The organism is Streptomyces sp. TAA486, assembly GCF_000426165.1.
Window position 1 is genome coordinate 17972 of record NZ_KE384504.1, and the last position, 16783, is coordinate 34754.

Below are 16783 nucleotides of genomic sequence, written 5' to 3' on the forward strand. Positions count from 1 at the left end.
TATCCGCAGGTGCCGGGGCGGCGTCACGCTGCCCGGCATGGAGTACAACCAGCCGCTCGCGCACTGCCCTTACTGCCTTGGACCGCTGGGGCAGGCGGAGCAGAGAGAGGGGCATGCGGAAGGGCCCGCCAAGTGCCCGTACTGCGCCCTGCCGTTGACCGGCGAGGAGCACGACGAGGTGCGGCGGATCGATGCGGAGTTGATCGGTCTGGAACAGCGGCGCACCGCACTTCACGGGCGGCGGCAGACCCTGCTGGCCGGGCTGCGGGCCGCGGCACAAGGGGCTGCGCAGGGTGCTGGGCAAGGCACATCGGCCCAGGGCGGAGCCCCGGGCGGTGCCTTCAAGTCCTTGCCGGCGCACGGACCCGTGCCCCGGTCGTGGGCCGCGGGCCGGGCGGAGACCTCCTCGTACACCGCACGTAACGTCCTGCTCGTGCTCGGCGGTCTGCTGCTCACCGTCGCCGCGCTCGCCTTCGCGCTGCTCAGCTGGGGCGGCATGGGCGTCGGCGGGCGTGCACTGGTGCTCGGTGGGCTGACCCTCGCCACACTCGCCGTGCCGCTGTTCCTGTTGCGCCGCAAGCTGGTGGCCACCGCCGAGTCCGTCGCCGCTTTCGGTCTGGCGCTGTTGGCGCTGGACGCGTACGCCCTGCACGAGGTCGCTTTCCCCTATGCGGAGGGCCTCGGCTTCACGGCTGCCAGCGCCGCGTTGATCGCCCCGCTGTGGGGCGTCTACGGGCTGGCGCTGCCGGCACCCGGGCTGCGGCTGCCGCTGCCCTTCGCCGTCGTAGTCGCCCAACTTCCGCTGCCACTCTGGGCGTTGACCCTGGACGGGACTTCGGACCGGTCGGTGTACGCGCTCGCCGCGGCGCTGCTGCTCACCTTCGCGGCGGACGTGGCACTGGCGGTGTCGCGGCAGCGGGACGGCATGGGCAGCCGAGCCACCGCCCGACCGGTACGGCTGACGGCCGCCGTGGCGGCGGTGCCCGTGGGCGCACTGATGATGGGCGTGACGCTGTCGCAGGAGACCAACGGCGTTGCCGGGGCCGCACGTTGGAGTGCCTTGCAGGCAGTGGCCGCGACGGTGCTGCTGTATGCGGGGCAGCGGCAGCCGGCCCGTCGGTTGTCGGGTCCGCTGGGTACGGTCGCCGGGCTGGTGCTGATCACGGCGCTGGGGGGCGTGGCGTGGGCCCTGGCAGGGGCCGGGGACACGGCGGACCCGGACTGGCGGATGCTGGTGTATCTGCTGTGCGCGATGGGCCTGTTGGGCGCCGTGCTCATCCTTCGCGTGGTGCGGGGGCGGAGCGCACCGCAGTCGGCCGGACTCGTGGTGGCGGCCGCCGTCGTGCAGTGCGTCGCGCTGGTGTGGGTGCTGGTGCCGATGGCGGAGGCAGTGTTCGGGCCGTTGTACTTCGTGACGCGAGTGTGGGAGGGGCCGCCGCTCGGCACGGTCCGGCAGGCCGTCGGCAGTCACCACGAATGGACCGGCTCTGCCGCCACGCTGCCGATCCTCCTGCTGCTGGCGCTGTCGGTGCCGCTGCTCGCCGGCGGGCTCGGCCGCAAGGCAGGCGACGGTCAACAGTCCGGTGCTGACGGCGCGTTGAGCCGACCATCGGCCGCCGGATCGTCTCGCGGCCTCCGCTGGGTGGTGCCCCCGGTGCCGGTTCGGCCCGTGCTGCCCGTACTGTGCGCCACCGTCGGCGCAACGGTGCCGCTGGCACTCGGTCTGCCGTACGGGGCGACCGTGACCGTCGTCGCCGCGCTGGCCATCGGCCTGCTCGCCGCCGCGGCCACCGTGGCGGACGCCACGACCGGCGTCACCGCACTGCTGTCCGGCCTTGTCCTGGCCGGCACCGCGACCGGCTGGGCGCTCGCTCAACAGACCGCCACCCTCACGGTGTTGGCTGTGTTGTGCGTGGCGTCCGCGGCGGCCGCGGCCTGGTCCCCGAAGGGCGGCCCTGAACGCCGGGCCACTCTCGCGGCGTCGGCCGTGGCGTTCGCGGCCGGGCTGGCCGGCGCGCTCGCCGCGGCCCTGCACTTCCCTGCGCACCAGGCCGCGTTCGCAGTGCTCGCGGTCGCGGTGGGCACCGTGCCGGCGGCGGCCTTGCTGCGCGGCGGTGCGGATGCGACAGCGCCCGCGGCACGGAAGGCGATCTCGCTCGCCGTCGAATGCACGGGATACGCAACGGCGTTGGTCGCGCTCCTGCTGTGCGCCCCGCACCCCGGCACGCTGTGGCTCGCCCTCGCCCTCTGCGCCGTCTCCGCCGCGGGCGTCGCCCTCCGCGCCGACCGGCGTCCCGGCGCGGGCCATGCGTCGGCGGCTCTGCTCGTACTCGCCACGTGGGTACGGCTGTTCGCCTCCGACGTCACCACCCCGGAGGCATACACACTGCCCGTCTCCGCCGCCCTGCTGCTCGTCGGATGGCTGCGCAGGCGCCGTTCGGGCAGCGGCGACGCGGCGGCGCCGACCCGGGTGTCGTCGTGGTGGGCGTACGGCGGCGGGCTCACCTTCACCTTCGTGCCGAGCCTGGTCATGGTGCTGAGCGACCCGCACTGGCTGCGCCCGCTGCTGCTGGGCACGGGCGCGCTGGGCACCACCCTCGCGGGCGCCCGGTGGCGCACGCAGGCGCCGCTGCTGCTCGGCGGGGCCACCCTCGCCGCGGTCGGCGCACACGAACTCGCCCCGTACGTGGCCCAGGTCGCCTGGCTGCTGCCGCGCTGGCTGATGCCCGCGCTCGCCGGGCTGCTCCTGGTCGTGGCGGGTGCCACGTACGAGCGGCGGCTGGAGGAGGCGCGACGGCTCAAGCGCGCCTGGCAGCGCCTGGGGTGAGGGCGAGGCGGACGTCCATGCGGTTCGAAGGACGTGGACCGTACGAACACCAGCCCCCGTACCGACGTGCCGCGGCAGGTCGGTGCGGGGCTGGTACGGGCTGACTCACATCGCGCAGTGAAGGGCTGTGCCCGGGACTACTGCCGCGGCGCAGCCGGTTGCTGGGGCTGACCGCCGGCCGGGAACGGCTTCGCTTCCTGCTCGCATTCCTGCGGCACGCCGGTCAGCCGGACGCGATACGCACGCCCCGACAGGAGCCGTGCGGCGGCAACGCGGCTGTGTTCAGGGCGTATTGCACCCTTCTGTAGGCCAACCCCACCTCGGGAAGGCGTACTTCGTTGGCGCAAAATCGCTTCGTCGGACCAGGACGATGTCACCAAGGCGATCTACAGTAGGCCCAGAGAGACGAGGGGGACTCGTCTGTTCCTGGTGCACTGCGACCGCTGGACGGACGACCACCATCCGGCGCCCGAGATCGGACAGGCTGACCAACCGTCTCGATTCACCTGCATGTCTCGGGGCACTCCGCCCCTCAAGGGCGGCGAGGGTTCCCCGTCGCCCACCCTGCCGGCGGTGCGTCGGTGACGGGCACGGTCCTGCGCGGACCGGCCACGGCCTCGACCGCATCGGCACGTTTCCGGCGCGAGAGGCAACTCCCGAATCACAGAAGGAACTTGTGGCCCGTCAACCCGCCAGACTTGTTCACTTCCTGTTACCGGCTGTCCGGTCCGGCACGGGATTCCCGGCCTGCTCCCTTCATCACGAGGCGGGAACACCGCAGCCGAAGGGCCCTGCACGCCCGGTCGCGAGAGCATGGAGCGCCGGCTCCCCCGACGGTGTAACCCCCGTCAACTGCCCGCTCTCCGGGCCTGAGGCCGCTCGTGCCGCGCCACGAGCCGTCGGCCGAGAACTCTGCCGGCCCCGCGGCCCCGCTGCGCACACTCCGGCCCGCCGCTCTCTGCCCGGGGAGGGGCTCGCCCTGGCCCGCCGCATCGAGGCCGGCTGCACGTTCGTCAACAGCCACTCGTCGGAATCCCTGGACCTGCGAATGCCCTTCGGCGGCGTCAAACAGAGCGGGATCGGGCGGGAGTTCGGCCTCAGCGGCCTGTCGGCCTACGTCGAGGACCACAGCATCCGCCGCCTGAAGTGACAGGGCTCGGTGACACCACCCTTCGATCCGTCGGCCGCGAAGGCGCCGGCCACTCAGCGCGTGAGGTCCATGCGCTGCGTGCCGATGACCCACAGCAGCCGGAGCGCCTCCTCGGAGGGCGAGCCGGGGTCGGTGGCGTAGATCACGACCTGCTGGTCGCGGTCGGTGATGGCGAGGGCGTCGCAGGTGACGGACGACCGGACCCACCAGCGGATGCTGGAACGTCTTGCAGGTGATCACCGGGCGTGGTCAGGGGTGATGGTTCCTCTCCGCCGGATTGGAGCCCTGGACCGATACTCCCTGGTCGATGCGTCGACCATGCCGGTAGTGTCCGGCACGTGAGGTGAGTCTCCAGCGGCGCATTGCCGCGCCGTCCACGAGGTCGAATCAGCCGCCGTATCGGGCGGTTCCTTCGTTGTTCCTGGAGACGCTCACCCATGACGCACCACACCACCCCATCACCATGTCCTGCGGCGGGTCACCGCACTGACTCGGACGTCACCTCGCCCTCCTCATCGGGCACCAAGCACCCCGCAGTACCCCGCAGTGAAACGATCACTGCCGCCCTGTTCCTCCACTGGGACCTCGACAACGCCGAGGTCACTCCTCTCATGGGGGGCATGAACTCCGCGACCTGGCACGTGAAGAGCCACGGTGACGAGTGGGTGGCGAAGGCCGTCCCTGACGGGCCCCCCGCAGAGCAGTTCCGCTACGGACTGGACCTGGCCTCGCGTGTCGAGGAGTCCGGCATCCCTTGCGGTGCGCCGGTGACGTCGAAGGACGGCCGACGGACGGTCGGTACCGTCGGCCACGAGTTGGCGCTGTTGCGACGGGTTCCGGGAAGGGAGTTGGACGGTCGCAACGAGGGCGACATGGTGCTCATGGGCGTCACCCTCGCCCGCGCCCACCAGGTGCTCGGCACCGAGTCCGTCACCGAGGACCAGGCGTGGTCGCGCTTCGACCTGCTGGCCGGAATCGAAGACACCGCCGTCCTTCATGCACGTCCGTGGATCCGGCCCGCGGTCGAAAGGGTTGTCACGCGGCTGCGCCGGCTCCGTCCGGAGACGCTGACGTGGGGCCCCGTTCACGGCGACCCGGCTCCCGAGCACTTCCGGCTCGATCCTGACACCGGCCTGTGCGGTCTCATCGACTGGGGCGCCTCCAGTCCTTGGGCCCGGATGTACGACTTGGCCACGGTTGTGATGGACGCCGGCGGCCCGGACGCTGCCCGTCCCCTGATCCGGGCATACCTTGAGCACGGGGCGCTCTCCCCTGACGAAGTCGGCCAAGCTTTGCTGCCGCTGCTGGACTTCCGGTACGCCATCAACACCTTGTTCTACGCCGGGCGGATCTTGCGCGACGATCTGACCGGCGTCGCGGACCGCGCGGACAACGAGGAGCGTATGGAGCAAGCACGTCGGTGGCTTGTCCGCTGAACGGAACGTGCTGTCACCGAGTGTGCTCGCCGGGGGATACCGGGCCCAGGAGGCGCCGGCCCCTGCGGCCACGTTCGTGGTGGTCACGTCGCAGTAGCCGAGGGCCTTCGCGATCACGGGGCGGTGCGTGCGTCAAAAGGTGACGAAGAGCTGCTCGGCGTGCGTGCGGGGGCGTCGGCGGCACGAAGGCCGACGCGAAGGCATTGAGGCGTCATGGGCTCACCTCACTTCGGACCTCGATGACTCATCCATCCACCTTCGCTGCTGACCGCCCGTGTCCGGCCCTGTTGATGGCGGCACACGAGTGCGGCGAAGTGCGCCGTTGTCTGTCGCTGTTGGCGTCCTTGTTGGCGTATGCCAGGCAAGGTCAGGTGCCAGGGGGACCGGCAGCAGCCGGATGCCGGCCGTTCGTTGTCGGCGGTACACGTTCACGGTCGAGCAGAAGCTTGTGTCTCCTGCTCGACCGTGGGCGGATCTTGGTGGTCAGCCGGTGCAGCCCGGAATGTTGCCGGGGGGTGCGCAGTTGTCGGGGATGTTACTGGTGACCCTGCTACCGGTGAGGAGTACCTCACCGCCGTCGTCGAAGATGCCGCCGCCGTTTCCGGGACCTGCGGTGGCGAGGTTGGCGGTGACTCGCGTGCCGACGAGAGTTGTCGTGCTCTGCAGGTCGTAGATGCCGCCGCCCGAAATGGCCTGATTGTTGCTGACGACACTGCTGGTGAGGCGCAGCGTGGAGTCGCCGAAGCTGTAGATGCCGCCGCCGAGACCTCCACTGGTGTTTCCGGTGATGGTGGTGCCGCTGAAGGAGGCACTGCTCTCCGGGCCGTTCTCGAGGCCGCCGCCGTCGAGGTCGGCGGTGTTGTCGCGCAGGACTCCCCCCGCCATGGTCATGGTGCTGCCGTTCTCGTTGAGGAGGCCGCCCCCGAAGTCGTCAGCGTCGTTGTCCTCGACCCTGGTCTGGTTCAGGGTGAGCCGACCGGGCTGACCGAGCTGGCCACTGTTGGCAATGCCGCCCCCGTCCGATGTGACGTCGTTGTCCTCGACTCTGCTCTGCGTCAGGGTGAGCGCGCCCTGGAAGTTGAAGAGGCCACCTCCACGGCCGGCCCCGTTGTCCTCGACTGTGGTCTGGGTCAGGGTGACCGCGCCCTCGTCGTTGAAGATGCCGCCACCACGGCCTTCGACGCCATTGCCGCTGACGGTGCCACCGGTCATGGAGAGCGTGCCACCGCTGTTGCGGATGCCGCCGCCGCTGTCGTCGCCCAGCGAGGGTTCCCCGCCGGTGATGCTGATGCGGGTCAGGCTGAGGCTGCCGCCCGCGTTGACTCGGAAGATGCGGAAGAATTCGGTGGCGGCAGCTGAGCGGCGGATGGTGGCACCGGTGGAGACGATGCGGACGTTGCCGGTGATGACGGGGAGCCCATTGTCGGCGTTGTCGATCTCGGTGAGGTCGTAGGTGCAGCCGGAGGCGAGGACGACCTGTTCCCCGGTCATGTTCGCCTGCGTGATGGCGTCTTTGAGGGCGGCAATGTTGTTGCAGGGCACGAAGGTCGACGCGTGTGCCTGTTCTGCGGGCAGAAGTGCCAGCCCGAGTGCCAGGCCGACTGCGGCGCTCAGGCCGCCTCGTCTGAATGCTCTGTACATGCGGAGAATCCCATCTTCCGTGCAGGAGGTGGATGGCTACGTGATCACTCCGGATGATGCTGTGACACCGAGAGGCTGATGGTGGCCGCTGCTGTGGGGCGGAAGGACGCTGAACCACCGGTGCGTCGGTCGCGGATCGGCCGGCCGGCACTGCGTGCGCCGGCAGCCTCCTCAATGGGGGAATGATTCCCGGCCGTGAAAATCAGAGAAAGGACCCACGCCGCCTCCGGGCACAGTCCGGACACCAGGGTGACCTGCAGCGCCAGAAGTCTTCGGCTCCTACGCCTGATCACGAAGCCATCCACCTCTGCACGGAAGAGGCGTGCAGACTACGTTGCGTGACCGAAGTCCGCTTCTCTGATCGGCCATCAGAATGCCCCTCACGGCTCGCGGAACGCCGTGGCCGGGCCTTCGAGTGAGCAGCCAAATCAGCAACCAAGATCAAAAAGGCCCCTCCCGTCGCCGGAAGGGGCCTCTGACCTGCGAGCCGCCTGGGGGAGTCGAACCCCCGACCTACGCATTACGAGGTGTCCGATCTTGTTCCAACACTGTCCAGGGTGATCCTGATATAGGGATGGTCCGCAGGCCAGCGGTCATTGCGGACATCGACAAACGCGTCTGTACACACACGGAACGAAGGTCTATCGAGACCAGAACTGAGACCCGAGGCCGGGTCAGCCGTCGCTCGGGACCGCTTCCAACAGGTTGGGGACTCCACAAGCACTGGCGAGGAGATCAGCGTAGGCAGTCAGGGCAGATCGGGTATCGCGCAGCCCGGTACGCAGTTCATCGACCAGGGGCCACGACTGCTCGTGCTCGCGGCGTGAGCGATCAGTTGGGCGCTGGATCTCCCAGTCCTCCAGGGCAGGGTGCCAGTTTGCCAGCACGGGGCGGATTCCATAGTTGAGCATGGCAACGGCCAGATACCCGAAGTTGTACTGACCGTCCCTCTTGGGCTCGGCCACCTCTGGGCCGTACTTGCGCAGCACCTCGCGTGTGGTGGCGAACAGCGAATAGAGACTGCTCAGCGCCTCGCGGAGCAATCCCTCATCAGCACGCAGAGGCACGACCGAGACTCGGGTGACCAACTCCACGTACAGTTCCCACGCTGCCCGTCGCTCGACGTCGTTGGGCTCCCATGTACCCGAGATCTCCAGAAGCCGCAGATTCAACTTCACTTCCACGCTCTTCGGTACCCGCACTGTCCCCACCTCCACACCAATTCGAGAGACTCGAAAACCCTGGTTACGCTACCGAGTAGGTTCGTCACCAGAACTCCTCCGCACATCCCCGGCCAAGTCATGGGCGTCAGCAAGGACGCTGCGGGAGGCAAGCGTGTCGGGATGATCCTGGCCCAACACCCGCTCACAGTCCGCCAGCACCTCCTCCAACAGGGGGATCGCCCGCTCCACATCCCCCACCTTGTAATAGCCCACGGCGAGGTTGTTGCGGGAGGCCAGGGTGCCGGGATGATCCTGGCCCAGCACCCGCTCACTATCCGCCAGGACTTCCTTCAAGACGGCGATCGCCTGCTCCACATCCCCCGCCTCTCCATAAGCGACGGCAAGGTTACTGCGGGAGGTGAGCGTGTCCGGATGATCTGGGCCAAACACGCGCTCACGGTCCGCCAGAATCTGCTCGTACAGGGGGATCGCCCTCCTCGCATCGCCCGCCTTTCCATAAGCCGCGGCGAGGTTGCTGCGAGCTGTCAGTGTGTTGGGGTGGTCCGAACTCAGCACCCTCTCAGCAACCGCCAGAACCTCCTCGCATAGGGGGATCGCCCGTCCCACATCCTCCGCCATGTAATGGGCAGCGGCGAGGTTGTGGCGGGAGGCCAGGGTGCCGGGATGATCCAGGCCCAGCACCCGCTCACTATCCGCCAGAACCTCCTCGTACAGGGCGATCGCCCTCCTCACATCCCCCGCCTCTCCATAAGCGACGGCAAGGTTGTTTCGGGACTTCAGCGTGTTGGGATGGTCTGAGCCCAGCACCCGCTCACTATCCGCCAGAACCTCCTCGTACAGGGCGATCGCCCTCCTCACATCCCCCGCCTCTCGGTAAGCGGCGGCGAGGTTATTGCGGGAGGCCCGCATGATCGAATGATCCGAACCCAGCACGCGCTGACCAACCTCCACAACCCTCTCCAACAGGGCGATCGCCCGCTCCACGTTTCCCGCCGCGCTATAGGCGACAGCAAGGAAGTTGCGGGAGGTGAGCGTGTCCGGATGGTCTGGGCCCAGCACCCGCTCAGAGTCCGCCAGAACCTCCTCGTGCAGGGGGATCGCCTGCTCCACATCTCCCGCCTCTTCGTATGCGGTGGCAAGGTTGCCGCGGGACTTCAGCGTGCCCGGATGATCCGGGCCTAGCCGGGCTTCGCAGGCTTGCGCCAGGCGTTCGTACGCGGATGCAGCACTGGCGGGTTGGCCCGTTTCAAGGTCGAAACGGCCCAAGCAGTCGAGCAGTTTGAGAGAAGCGGAAGTGTCAAGGGTCTCTGTGAGGGTTCGCGCGTGTGGGATGAGGTCGGCGAGGTCAAGTCGGCTAGGAGACCCATGCACGTCCTGCATCAGCTGGTCGGTGGCCGCAACGGCCGCCTCCCGAATGGCGGGCACATCGCCCAGAGCTTCGGGGTGCAGGGTCAAGCTGCGGCTTACCAAGGCATGAAGGAACCACTCGCCGGCGTCACCTCCGCCCTTGCGGATGAGGGAACGGCGTTGGGCCGCACTGAGAGCGCGGCGGTTGCTGCGCCGGGCAGCGAGATGGCCGCTGCCGGTGAGGGTTGCGGTGATCGCAGTGAGAAGGCGTGTGGGGATTGGGGCTGCGGCAAGCTGAGCGGCGGCGCGCAGGAGGGTGAGAGCATCCTTGTCGAGGTGGCGCAGGCTTCGGGTGAAAGTAGCGGCGATGTCGGCGGTGTGGTCCGTGGGGACCTGAAGGAAGAGGTCGTCGATGAGAGCCTGGAAGGCATCGCCGCGCTGGGTGTCGTCGAGCTCGGCAATCAGGTCGGTGTAGGTGAGGTCGGGTTGGTCCTCTAGACAGCCGCGAGCCAGATCAATCGCCAGCGCATGGTGGCCCAGTCGGGCCACCAGTGTCTGCGCTGCCTTCTTCTCCACCGCCCCCTCAGGCTGGCGCGCACTGGTGAGTAGACGGTGCGCCTCATCCATGGCCAAAGTGTCCACGTCGATGGTGGGTACCTGATAGCCGCGCCAGCGGGTGGTCAGCACTGTGTGGCCGAGCGGGTGCGGGACCGACAGCTCACGCAGAACAGCGGGAGTGAGATATCCAGGAAGATCATCAACGATCCACAAGCAGGGCAACCCGATCTGCTCGATGTGTCGCCGCGCAGCTTCGCGGATCTCTTCCGGGACTATCTGTGTGGGGTCGAGACCGAGCGCCGCAGCGACCTGCTGGTAATGCTGGGCACGCACCTCGGTATGCAGAGCTTCGATGTCGACCACCGTGCTGCCGTGACGGCTGGGTGCCTCGGTGGTTGTCTCGGGGACGTGGCTAGCGGCCGCCGTGAACCAATAGACGCCACCCGGGTAGAACGAGGCGAAACGGCGAGCGTAGTGCTCAGCCAGCAGCGTCTTGCCCACGCCGCCTAGCCCAACGATGCTCGTTAGCCCGGCACCGGCCTCGTCTTGGGTAGCCGGGTATTCGTGGGCGTGTAGCGCGGTGTGTAGCTCCCAGAACTCCGCCACCCGTCCGACGAAACGCTCCGAACCGGTGTGCTCCACGGGCCGCCACACCGGCCGAACGCCGTGAACGGCATCTCCGAACGGGTCACCTGAGTCCATCAGCCGCTCGCGGACACGGTGCACCAGTCGGCTCAGCCCTTCGCTGTCTCCCGGATTAACGTAACGAGGATCAGCCAACTCCACTGGCTGAATGTGTGCAGGGGAGTCTTCAGGGTTCACAACGAGGATCCGCTCACTCGGCCGACCGAGCGCCGTCGCAGCACGGAACGCAGTCAGCAACTCCCACTGACACGCAGGCCGCAACGGATACCTCGCTGAGTAGTAGGCCAAGAACAACCGCGCCCCGGCGAGAGCCTGCCGAATTCCCTTCGTGATGCCCTCGAACTCATCGATCTGGTGCTCGTCCACGAACACCGGCACACCAGCCCCACGCAAGGCTGCCACAAGAGGCAGCGCGCGCTCCCGATCCGCGCGCGCATAGCTGAAGAACACCGCAGCCGGCTCACGAACCGATGAAACCTGCCCAACGCGATCCACGAGCGCCCCCCGAAGCCCCTCGCGCGCAATACCCCTGACGACAACTCAGGCTAGCCAGCGAGGCGTGTCACACTCCACTCGTGTCACGAGCACCTGGGGGCAGGCACGTGCCCGCACACCCCTTCTCGCTCTACAGAGTAGGCCGGTCACCGGAGCTCTTCGGCCCGTCCTTCACTATCTTGCTGGCGACAGCGAGAGCGTCGCGCGTCGACAGCGTGTCGGGATGGTCCGGGCCCAGCACCCGCTCACGATCGGCCAAGGTCGCCTCCCACAGCGAAATCGCCTGCCTCCCCCTCCCCCTCAACAAGTAGGCGTAGCCAAGGCGGTCGCACGTCGACAGCGTGTCCGGATGGTCCGGGCCCAGCACCCGCTCACGATCGGCACGCGTCGCCTCCCACAGCGATGTGGCTCGCTCCACATCTCCCCCCAACAGGCTGGCGCTCCCAAGGCCGTGGCGGGACGTCAGGGTTTGCGGATGGTCCGAACCCAGCACCCGCTCACGACCCGCCAACGCCACCTCGTACAGCGGAGCCGCCCGTCCCACATCCCCTGCCATCTCGTACATGCCTGCGAGGTTGTTCCTGTAGAGGAGCGTGAGTGGATGGTCCGAACCCAGCACCCGCTCACCATCGGCCAGCGTCACCTCCCACAGGGCAATCGCCTGCCTCACCAGCCCCGCCAATGCGCAGACGTGGGCGAAGTTGTTGCGGGCAGTGAGCGTCTGCGGATGGTCGGGACCCAAGACGCGCTCACTGTCGGAAAAGATCACCTCGTACAGCGATATCGCCTGGTCCAGCTCCCCCGCCGACTCGTAGGCGCTAGCAAGGTTGCTCCGGCAGGTGAGCGTGTGCGGATGGTCCGAACCCTTCAGCCGCTCACTATCGGCCAACGTCACCTCCAACAGAGGAGTTGCCAGCGATAGATTCCCCGCTGACAAATAGGCGTAGGCGAGGTTGTTGCGGGCGACGAGCGTATCCGGATGGTCCAAACCCTGCAGCCGCTCACGATCAGCCAGCGACGCCTTCCACAGCGAGATGGCTCGCTCCATATCCCCTGCCGACTCGTAGGCGCCCGCAAGGTTGTTACGGCAGGTGAGCGTGACCTGATGGTTCGGACCCAGCACGTGCTCACACTCGGCCAACATCTGCTCGTACAGCGAAACCGCCTGCCCTGCATCCCCCGACGAGACATAAGCCGCAGCAAGGTTGTTGCGGGAAGTGAAAGTGTCAAGGTGGTTCCGACCTTGCCAGGCTTCACCTGCCTGCACCAGGCGCTCGTAAGCGGCTGCCGCGCTGGCCGGCTGACAGATTTCGCCGTCGAAACGGGCCAAATGCCCCAGCAATGCAAGGGAGTCGAGGCTGTCAAGTGTCTCAGTAAGAGTGCGGGCATGGGGGGTAAGGTCCGCCACGTCGAGCCAGCCAGACCGCTCATGCACGGCCTCCATCAGCTGGGCCGTACCTGCAACAGCGGCCTCGCGAGCGGCGCGCAGCTCACTGCAAGCGCCCGGTTGCAGGGTCAGGCTGCGGCTCACAAGAGCGTGGAGAAACCAACCGCTGGCCCGACCACCGGCTTTGCGGATGATGGACCGACGTTGGGCGGTGCTGAGGGCACGGCGGCTGGTACGCGCAGATGCACGTGCGTCGCTTCCGGTGAGGGCAGCGGTGATTGCGACGAGAAGTCGGCTGGGGATAGGGGCTACGGCTAGCTGAGCGGCTGCGCGCAGGAGGGCGAGAGCCTCCTCGTCGAGGTGGCGCACGCTTCGCATGAAAGTAGCTGCGATGTCGGCCGTATGGTCGGTGGGAACCTGAAGGTGAAGGTCGTCGACCAGGGCTTGGAAGGCGTCGCCGTGTTGCGTGTCATCGAGTTCCGCCATCAGATCGGTGTATGAGAGGTCCGGTTGATCCTCTATGCAGCCACGGGCCAGATCGATGGCCAGAGCATGATGGCCAAGTCGGGCGGCCAGTGTGCGAGCCGCCTCTTCCTCGGTTGCTCCGTCAGGCCTGCAGGCGCTAGTGAGCAGGCGCTGCGCCTCTTCAGCAGGGAGAGTGTCGACGTCAATGGTGGGCAGCTGATAACCACGCCACCTCGTGGTCACCAGTGTGTGAGCACGCGGGTGAGGGGCAGTCAGCTCACGCAACACAGCGGGAGTGAGGTACCCGGGAAGATCATCGATGATCCAGAGGCAGGGCCCCCCTGCCTGTTCGATGTGCCGCCGCGCGGCTTCGCGGATCGCGTCCGCAGAGTGCCGAGTGGGGTCGAGAGCGAGCGCCCTAGCAATCTGCCGATGGTGCTCAGCCCGCACCCCCGTCTGTAAAGCATCAACATCGACCGCCATCTCACCGCGGCTGCTGGAGGCGTCGATGGTCGTCTCCGGGACGTGACTAGCTGCGGCCGTGAACCAATAGACGCCACCCGGGTAGAAAGCGGCGAAACGGCGGGCATACTGCTCCACCAGCAGTGTCTTACCAACGCCACCGAGCCCCACAACGGACACCTGCCCGATAGCGGCCTCATCTTGCGTGGCGGGGTATTCATGGGCGTGTAGCGCGGTGTGTAGCTTCCAGAACTCCGCCACCCGCCCGACGAAGCGCTCCGAGCCAGTGTGCTCGACCGGCCGCCATACCGGCCGAACACTCTCAATGGCGTCTCCGAATGGGGTTCTTGAGTGCACCAGCCTCCCGCGGACAAGGTCCACCAACCGGCGTGCCCCGTCTCCATCGGCGGGGTCGAGGTAGCGGGGATCAGCCAACTCCACCGGCTGGATGTGGGCATGCGACTCCTCAGGGTTCACGACGAGGATGCGCTCACTCGGCCGGCCAAGTGCAGCCGCGGCACGGAATGCAGTCAGTAACTCCCACTGACACGCCGGCCGCAACGGGTACGTCATCGAGTAGTACGCCAGGAACAACCGCGCCCCGGCGAGCGCCTGCCGGATCTCCTGCGTGATGCCCTCGAACTCATCAATCCCGTGCTCGTCAACGAACACCGACACACCCGCCGCACGCAACGCTGCCACCAGAGGCAGCGTGCGCTCCCGATCCGCACGCGCGTAACTGAAGAACACCGCCGCCGGCTCACGACCCGATCCCTGCCCACCCACGAGCGCCCCCCCGAAGTCCTTCCTGCATCCCTGACGGCAACTCAGACTAGCCAGCCAGACGCCTCACACTCCACTAGCGAAAGCGAAGCGCAAGCCCAAGCATTACGAGATGTCTGACTACCTTCCGGCGGTGTGCACCCGTATCCGAGATCGGCGAGACGTGTCAGGTCACCCTCCGTCTCAGACGAGCGTGGACCAACCTGGACGCTGCGGGGACATGCACCAATTGAGACCAGAATTGAGACTGCGGCACTCCCGAGGTCGAGCAACCCGCCTCCCCAGCGCGCGCTTGCTCCGTGTGTGCGTGTTGATCACCTTGGCGGACGGGTACGCGCCCCATCCGCTCTCACGGCTGAGCGGCGCGGTTGCGCTGTCGGTAGGCGGCGGGAGTTGAGGAGTACGAGGGTGACCTGGTGTTTCCCTGGATACGAACCGTAGTTACAGCATGGGGACGGCCGCCGGGTTCGGCCGAAGGTACTTCTGTCACCTTGAGACATTGGTGAAGCAGTGCCTTGCGGGCTTTGGGGGTGAGTTCGAGGACGACAAGGAACCCGACCGGGATGTCAGTGGCACCGTATTCGGCCGGTTGGACACTGTAGCGGGCAGAGAGATACTCCATGGATGCGTTCTTCAGTTCCCTCTTGCACTCAATGACCAGATGGAAGGCACCGTAGAACAGCACAATGTCCGTGCGGCCGGCGCCGAGGTTCTTCACTTCCCAGCGTGGGCTGGTACTGAGCGACGTGTACAGGCGTTTCGCGAGGTCCTTGGCCATGTCGACTTCCTCTGGCGCTTCTTCTGCCTTCGTGAAGGGACGGAGGAAGGGCTCTCCCAGCGCACCACCGGTCTCCGCTTCTATGGACCAGCGGGTGTAGCGCACGAGAAAGAGTAGGAGCTCATCCACACGCAACGCTGCTTCACCGCTGAGGCCCGTGATCCGGTCGATGTCCTCCCGCAGCTTCTGCAATGTGCTGTTGGCGTACTCGCTCACCTCAGACTCCCGCCCGGCCAGAACGGCCAGACTGGACTTGTTGAGATCATCGGCAAGGTCCGGCTCGCTTCGCAGTAGCACTGTCAGGCGGTCTCGGACCTGCGCTGGTAGTGCTAGGGCAGAGGTGACGGCACCGAGCTCGACTTCAAGGGCTTTTGGGCCCTCGGGCCCGCCTCCTGCATGCAGCAGTCCCTGCAGCTCACGAACGGCGTCGCGGGTGTCTTCACTAGTGTTCGGGTCCTCGCAATGGATGGACAGCCAGCGCTCAAGGAAGGCAGAGCTGTCCCCCTGCGCACTGAGGGAACCTAGAAGGCGGGGCTGCAGCAAGTGCGGTAGCGCTGTGGCGCCGCCAGGCTCAGGCGGATCTTCGGCGTAGGGAACGTCAGGCGGCACCAGCAAGTGGATGGTGCGGTGAGCGCTATAGGCCCGAGCGATGGCAGAGATGAGCGCCGGAGGATCCCACCACGGCTCCTGGAGGGCACGAAGAGCGTAGAGGCGGTCCGTGAGTTGCACCCAGGCAGCTGTGGCGTCCGCCCTTGGCTGACGCCAAGTAGGCCGCTCACGCATTCCCAATAGCCTGTATTCCACGACCATCGCGTGAAGCTCGTCCACCGCCGGGCCGGAGATCGTGTTGCCAGCGATGAAAGACAGTAGGGCATCCAACGCGGTGCGGAAGATATGCGCGTCTAACCGATGCTCATAGCGACCGCACCGACTCAGCAACTCCCTCGCCCGCCGCAGCGGTGGGACAGCGCCGTCCATGGTGTCCTCGGCAAGCCCAGTCCGTATGTGCAGCATGGCTAGTTCGAACGCGATGTCGTCCTCGTGAACCTCGAGCGTCAACAGACTCTCAAGCACAGAGGGCACTTCGGCGTCGTCCCAGATCTCGGCTACAGCGCCAAGCGCGCGGACAACACGCTGGATCAATACAGGGTCTGCGCCAGTGCTCACGGCGCCCTCGGCCAAGTCGACCGCTTGCTCAACCAGTTGGCTGCGCACCCGAAGTGAGCGGATCCAGCCTCCCAGGGCCAGGCGCGTCAGGGCCTCCAAGGCAATGCCAGCTTCGGCGTTGCACCCGCCAGCTCGCCGCGTCAGGGCCTGGCTGAGCGGGACAGCCAGCAAGGGGAGAGCCTCGGGACAGGAAAGAGCGTCATCGAGAATGTCCTCCAGCGCGAACGCGTGCTGAAGCGGGATGCTCTCAACGATCAAACCTGCAACCTGCTCCGGGGCCGAAAGCTGTGGCCACTCCTGCAACAGCACTCGGACGAGCAACGGCATCTCGTGTGAAGCTACGAGCTCTTCACGGTCGGCCAGGATCGCCTCCATACCTCCCAAGGCGTCCAGGGTGAGGTCGGAGTCAACCTCGCGCAGGGCCTCTAAATGCGCCAGTACGTGGCTCACTTTCCCCC

The 16783-nt window shown here is 67.1% G+C and carries 8 protein-coding genes and 1 pseudogene; 3 read left to right on the top strand and 6 right to left on the bottom strand.

Annotation, left to right across the window (positions count from 1 at the left end):
* The first annotated feature begins 37 nt into the window (after positions 1-37).
* Positions 38-2827, top strand: coding sequence for an SCO7613 C-terminal domain-containing membrane protein (locus tag I004_RS0129840; protein ID WP_158677146.1), 2790 nt, complete (start codon positions 38-40; stop codon positions 2825-2827).
* Between the two features lie 370 nt (positions 2828-3197).
* Positions 3198-3977 (top strand): aldehyde dehydrogenase family protein, encoded by a 780-nt coding sequence (locus tag I004_RS39280; RefSeq protein WP_106965476.1) that lies wholly within the window; start codon positions 3198-3200, stop codon positions 3975-3977.
* Between the two features lie 53 nt (positions 3978-4030).
* On the opposite strand, the pseudogene I004_RS38755 reads toward I004_RS39280, so the two are convergent.
* Positions 4031-4208 (bottom strand): annotated as a pseudogene (locus I004_RS38755) (MmyB family transcriptional regulator); the annotation flags it as partial.
* A gap of 380 nt (positions 4209-4588) precedes the next feature.
* Between I004_RS38755 and I004_RS37830 the strand changes: the two are divergent.
* A complete protein-coding gene (locus I004_RS37830) occupies positions 4589-5413 on the top strand; it encodes a phosphotransferase enzyme family protein (RefSeq protein WP_486580664.1) in 825 nt (274 codons plus the stop codon).
* A gap of 483 nt (positions 5414-5896) precedes the next feature.
* Here I004_RS37830 and I004_RS37030 read toward each other — a convergent pair whose 3' ends face one another.
* The 5 genes from I004_RS37030 to I004_RS0129880 form a co-directional block, all read right to left on the bottom strand.
* Positions 5897-7054 carry a hypothetical protein gene (locus tag I004_RS37030; protein WP_051345604.1) on the bottom strand — a complete coding sequence of 386 codons (1158 nt, stop codon included), beginning with the start codon at positions 7052-7054 and terminating at the stop codon, positions 5897-5899.
* A gap of 674 nt (positions 7055-7728) precedes the next feature.
* Positions 7729-8232 (bottom strand): hypothetical protein, encoded by a 504-nt coding sequence (locus I004_RS0129865; RefSeq protein WP_486580666.1) that lies wholly within the window; start codon positions 8230-8232, stop codon positions 7729-7731.
* A 72-nt stretch (positions 8233-8304) separates the two neighbouring features.
* Positions 8305-11283: a tetratricopeptide repeat protein gene (locus tag I004_RS38760; RefSeq protein WP_078511932.1), complete on the bottom strand. Its 2979-nt coding sequence runs from the start codon at positions 11281-11283 to the stop codon at positions 8305-8307.
* Positions 11284-11413: 130 nt separating this feature from the next.
* Complete coding sequence (locus I004_RS38765) at positions 11414-14383, bottom strand: tetratricopeptide repeat protein (RefSeq protein ID WP_078511933.1); 2970 nt, start codon at positions 14381-14383, stop codon at positions 11414-11416.
* 346 nt (positions 14384-14729) lie between these two features.
* Positions 14730-16775, bottom strand: a complete 2046-nt coding sequence (locus I004_RS0129880) for a hypothetical protein (protein ID WP_028438474.1) — start codon at positions 16773-16775, stop codon at positions 14730-14732.
* Positions 16776-16783: the final 8 nt, after the last annotated feature.

What these genes read in the sequence shown, in the direction of transcription:
- I004_RS0129840 (WP_158677146.1), top strand. Translation starts at nt 38, where the DNA reads ATGGAGTACAACCAGCCGCTCGCGCACTGCCCTTACTGCCTTGGACCG.
- I004_RS39280 (WP_106965476.1), top strand. Translation starts at nt 3,198, where the DNA reads ATGTCACCAAGGCGATCTACAGTAGGCCCAGAGAGACGAGGGGGACTC.
- I004_RS37830 (WP_486580664.1), top strand. Translation starts at nt 4,589, where the DNA reads ATGGGGGGCATGAACTCCGCGACCTGGCACGTGAAGAGCCACGGTGAC.
- I004_RS37030 (WP_051345604.1), bottom strand. Translation starts at nt 7,054, where the DNA reads ATGTACAGAGCATTCAGACGAGGCGGCCTGAGCGCCGCAGTCGGCCTG.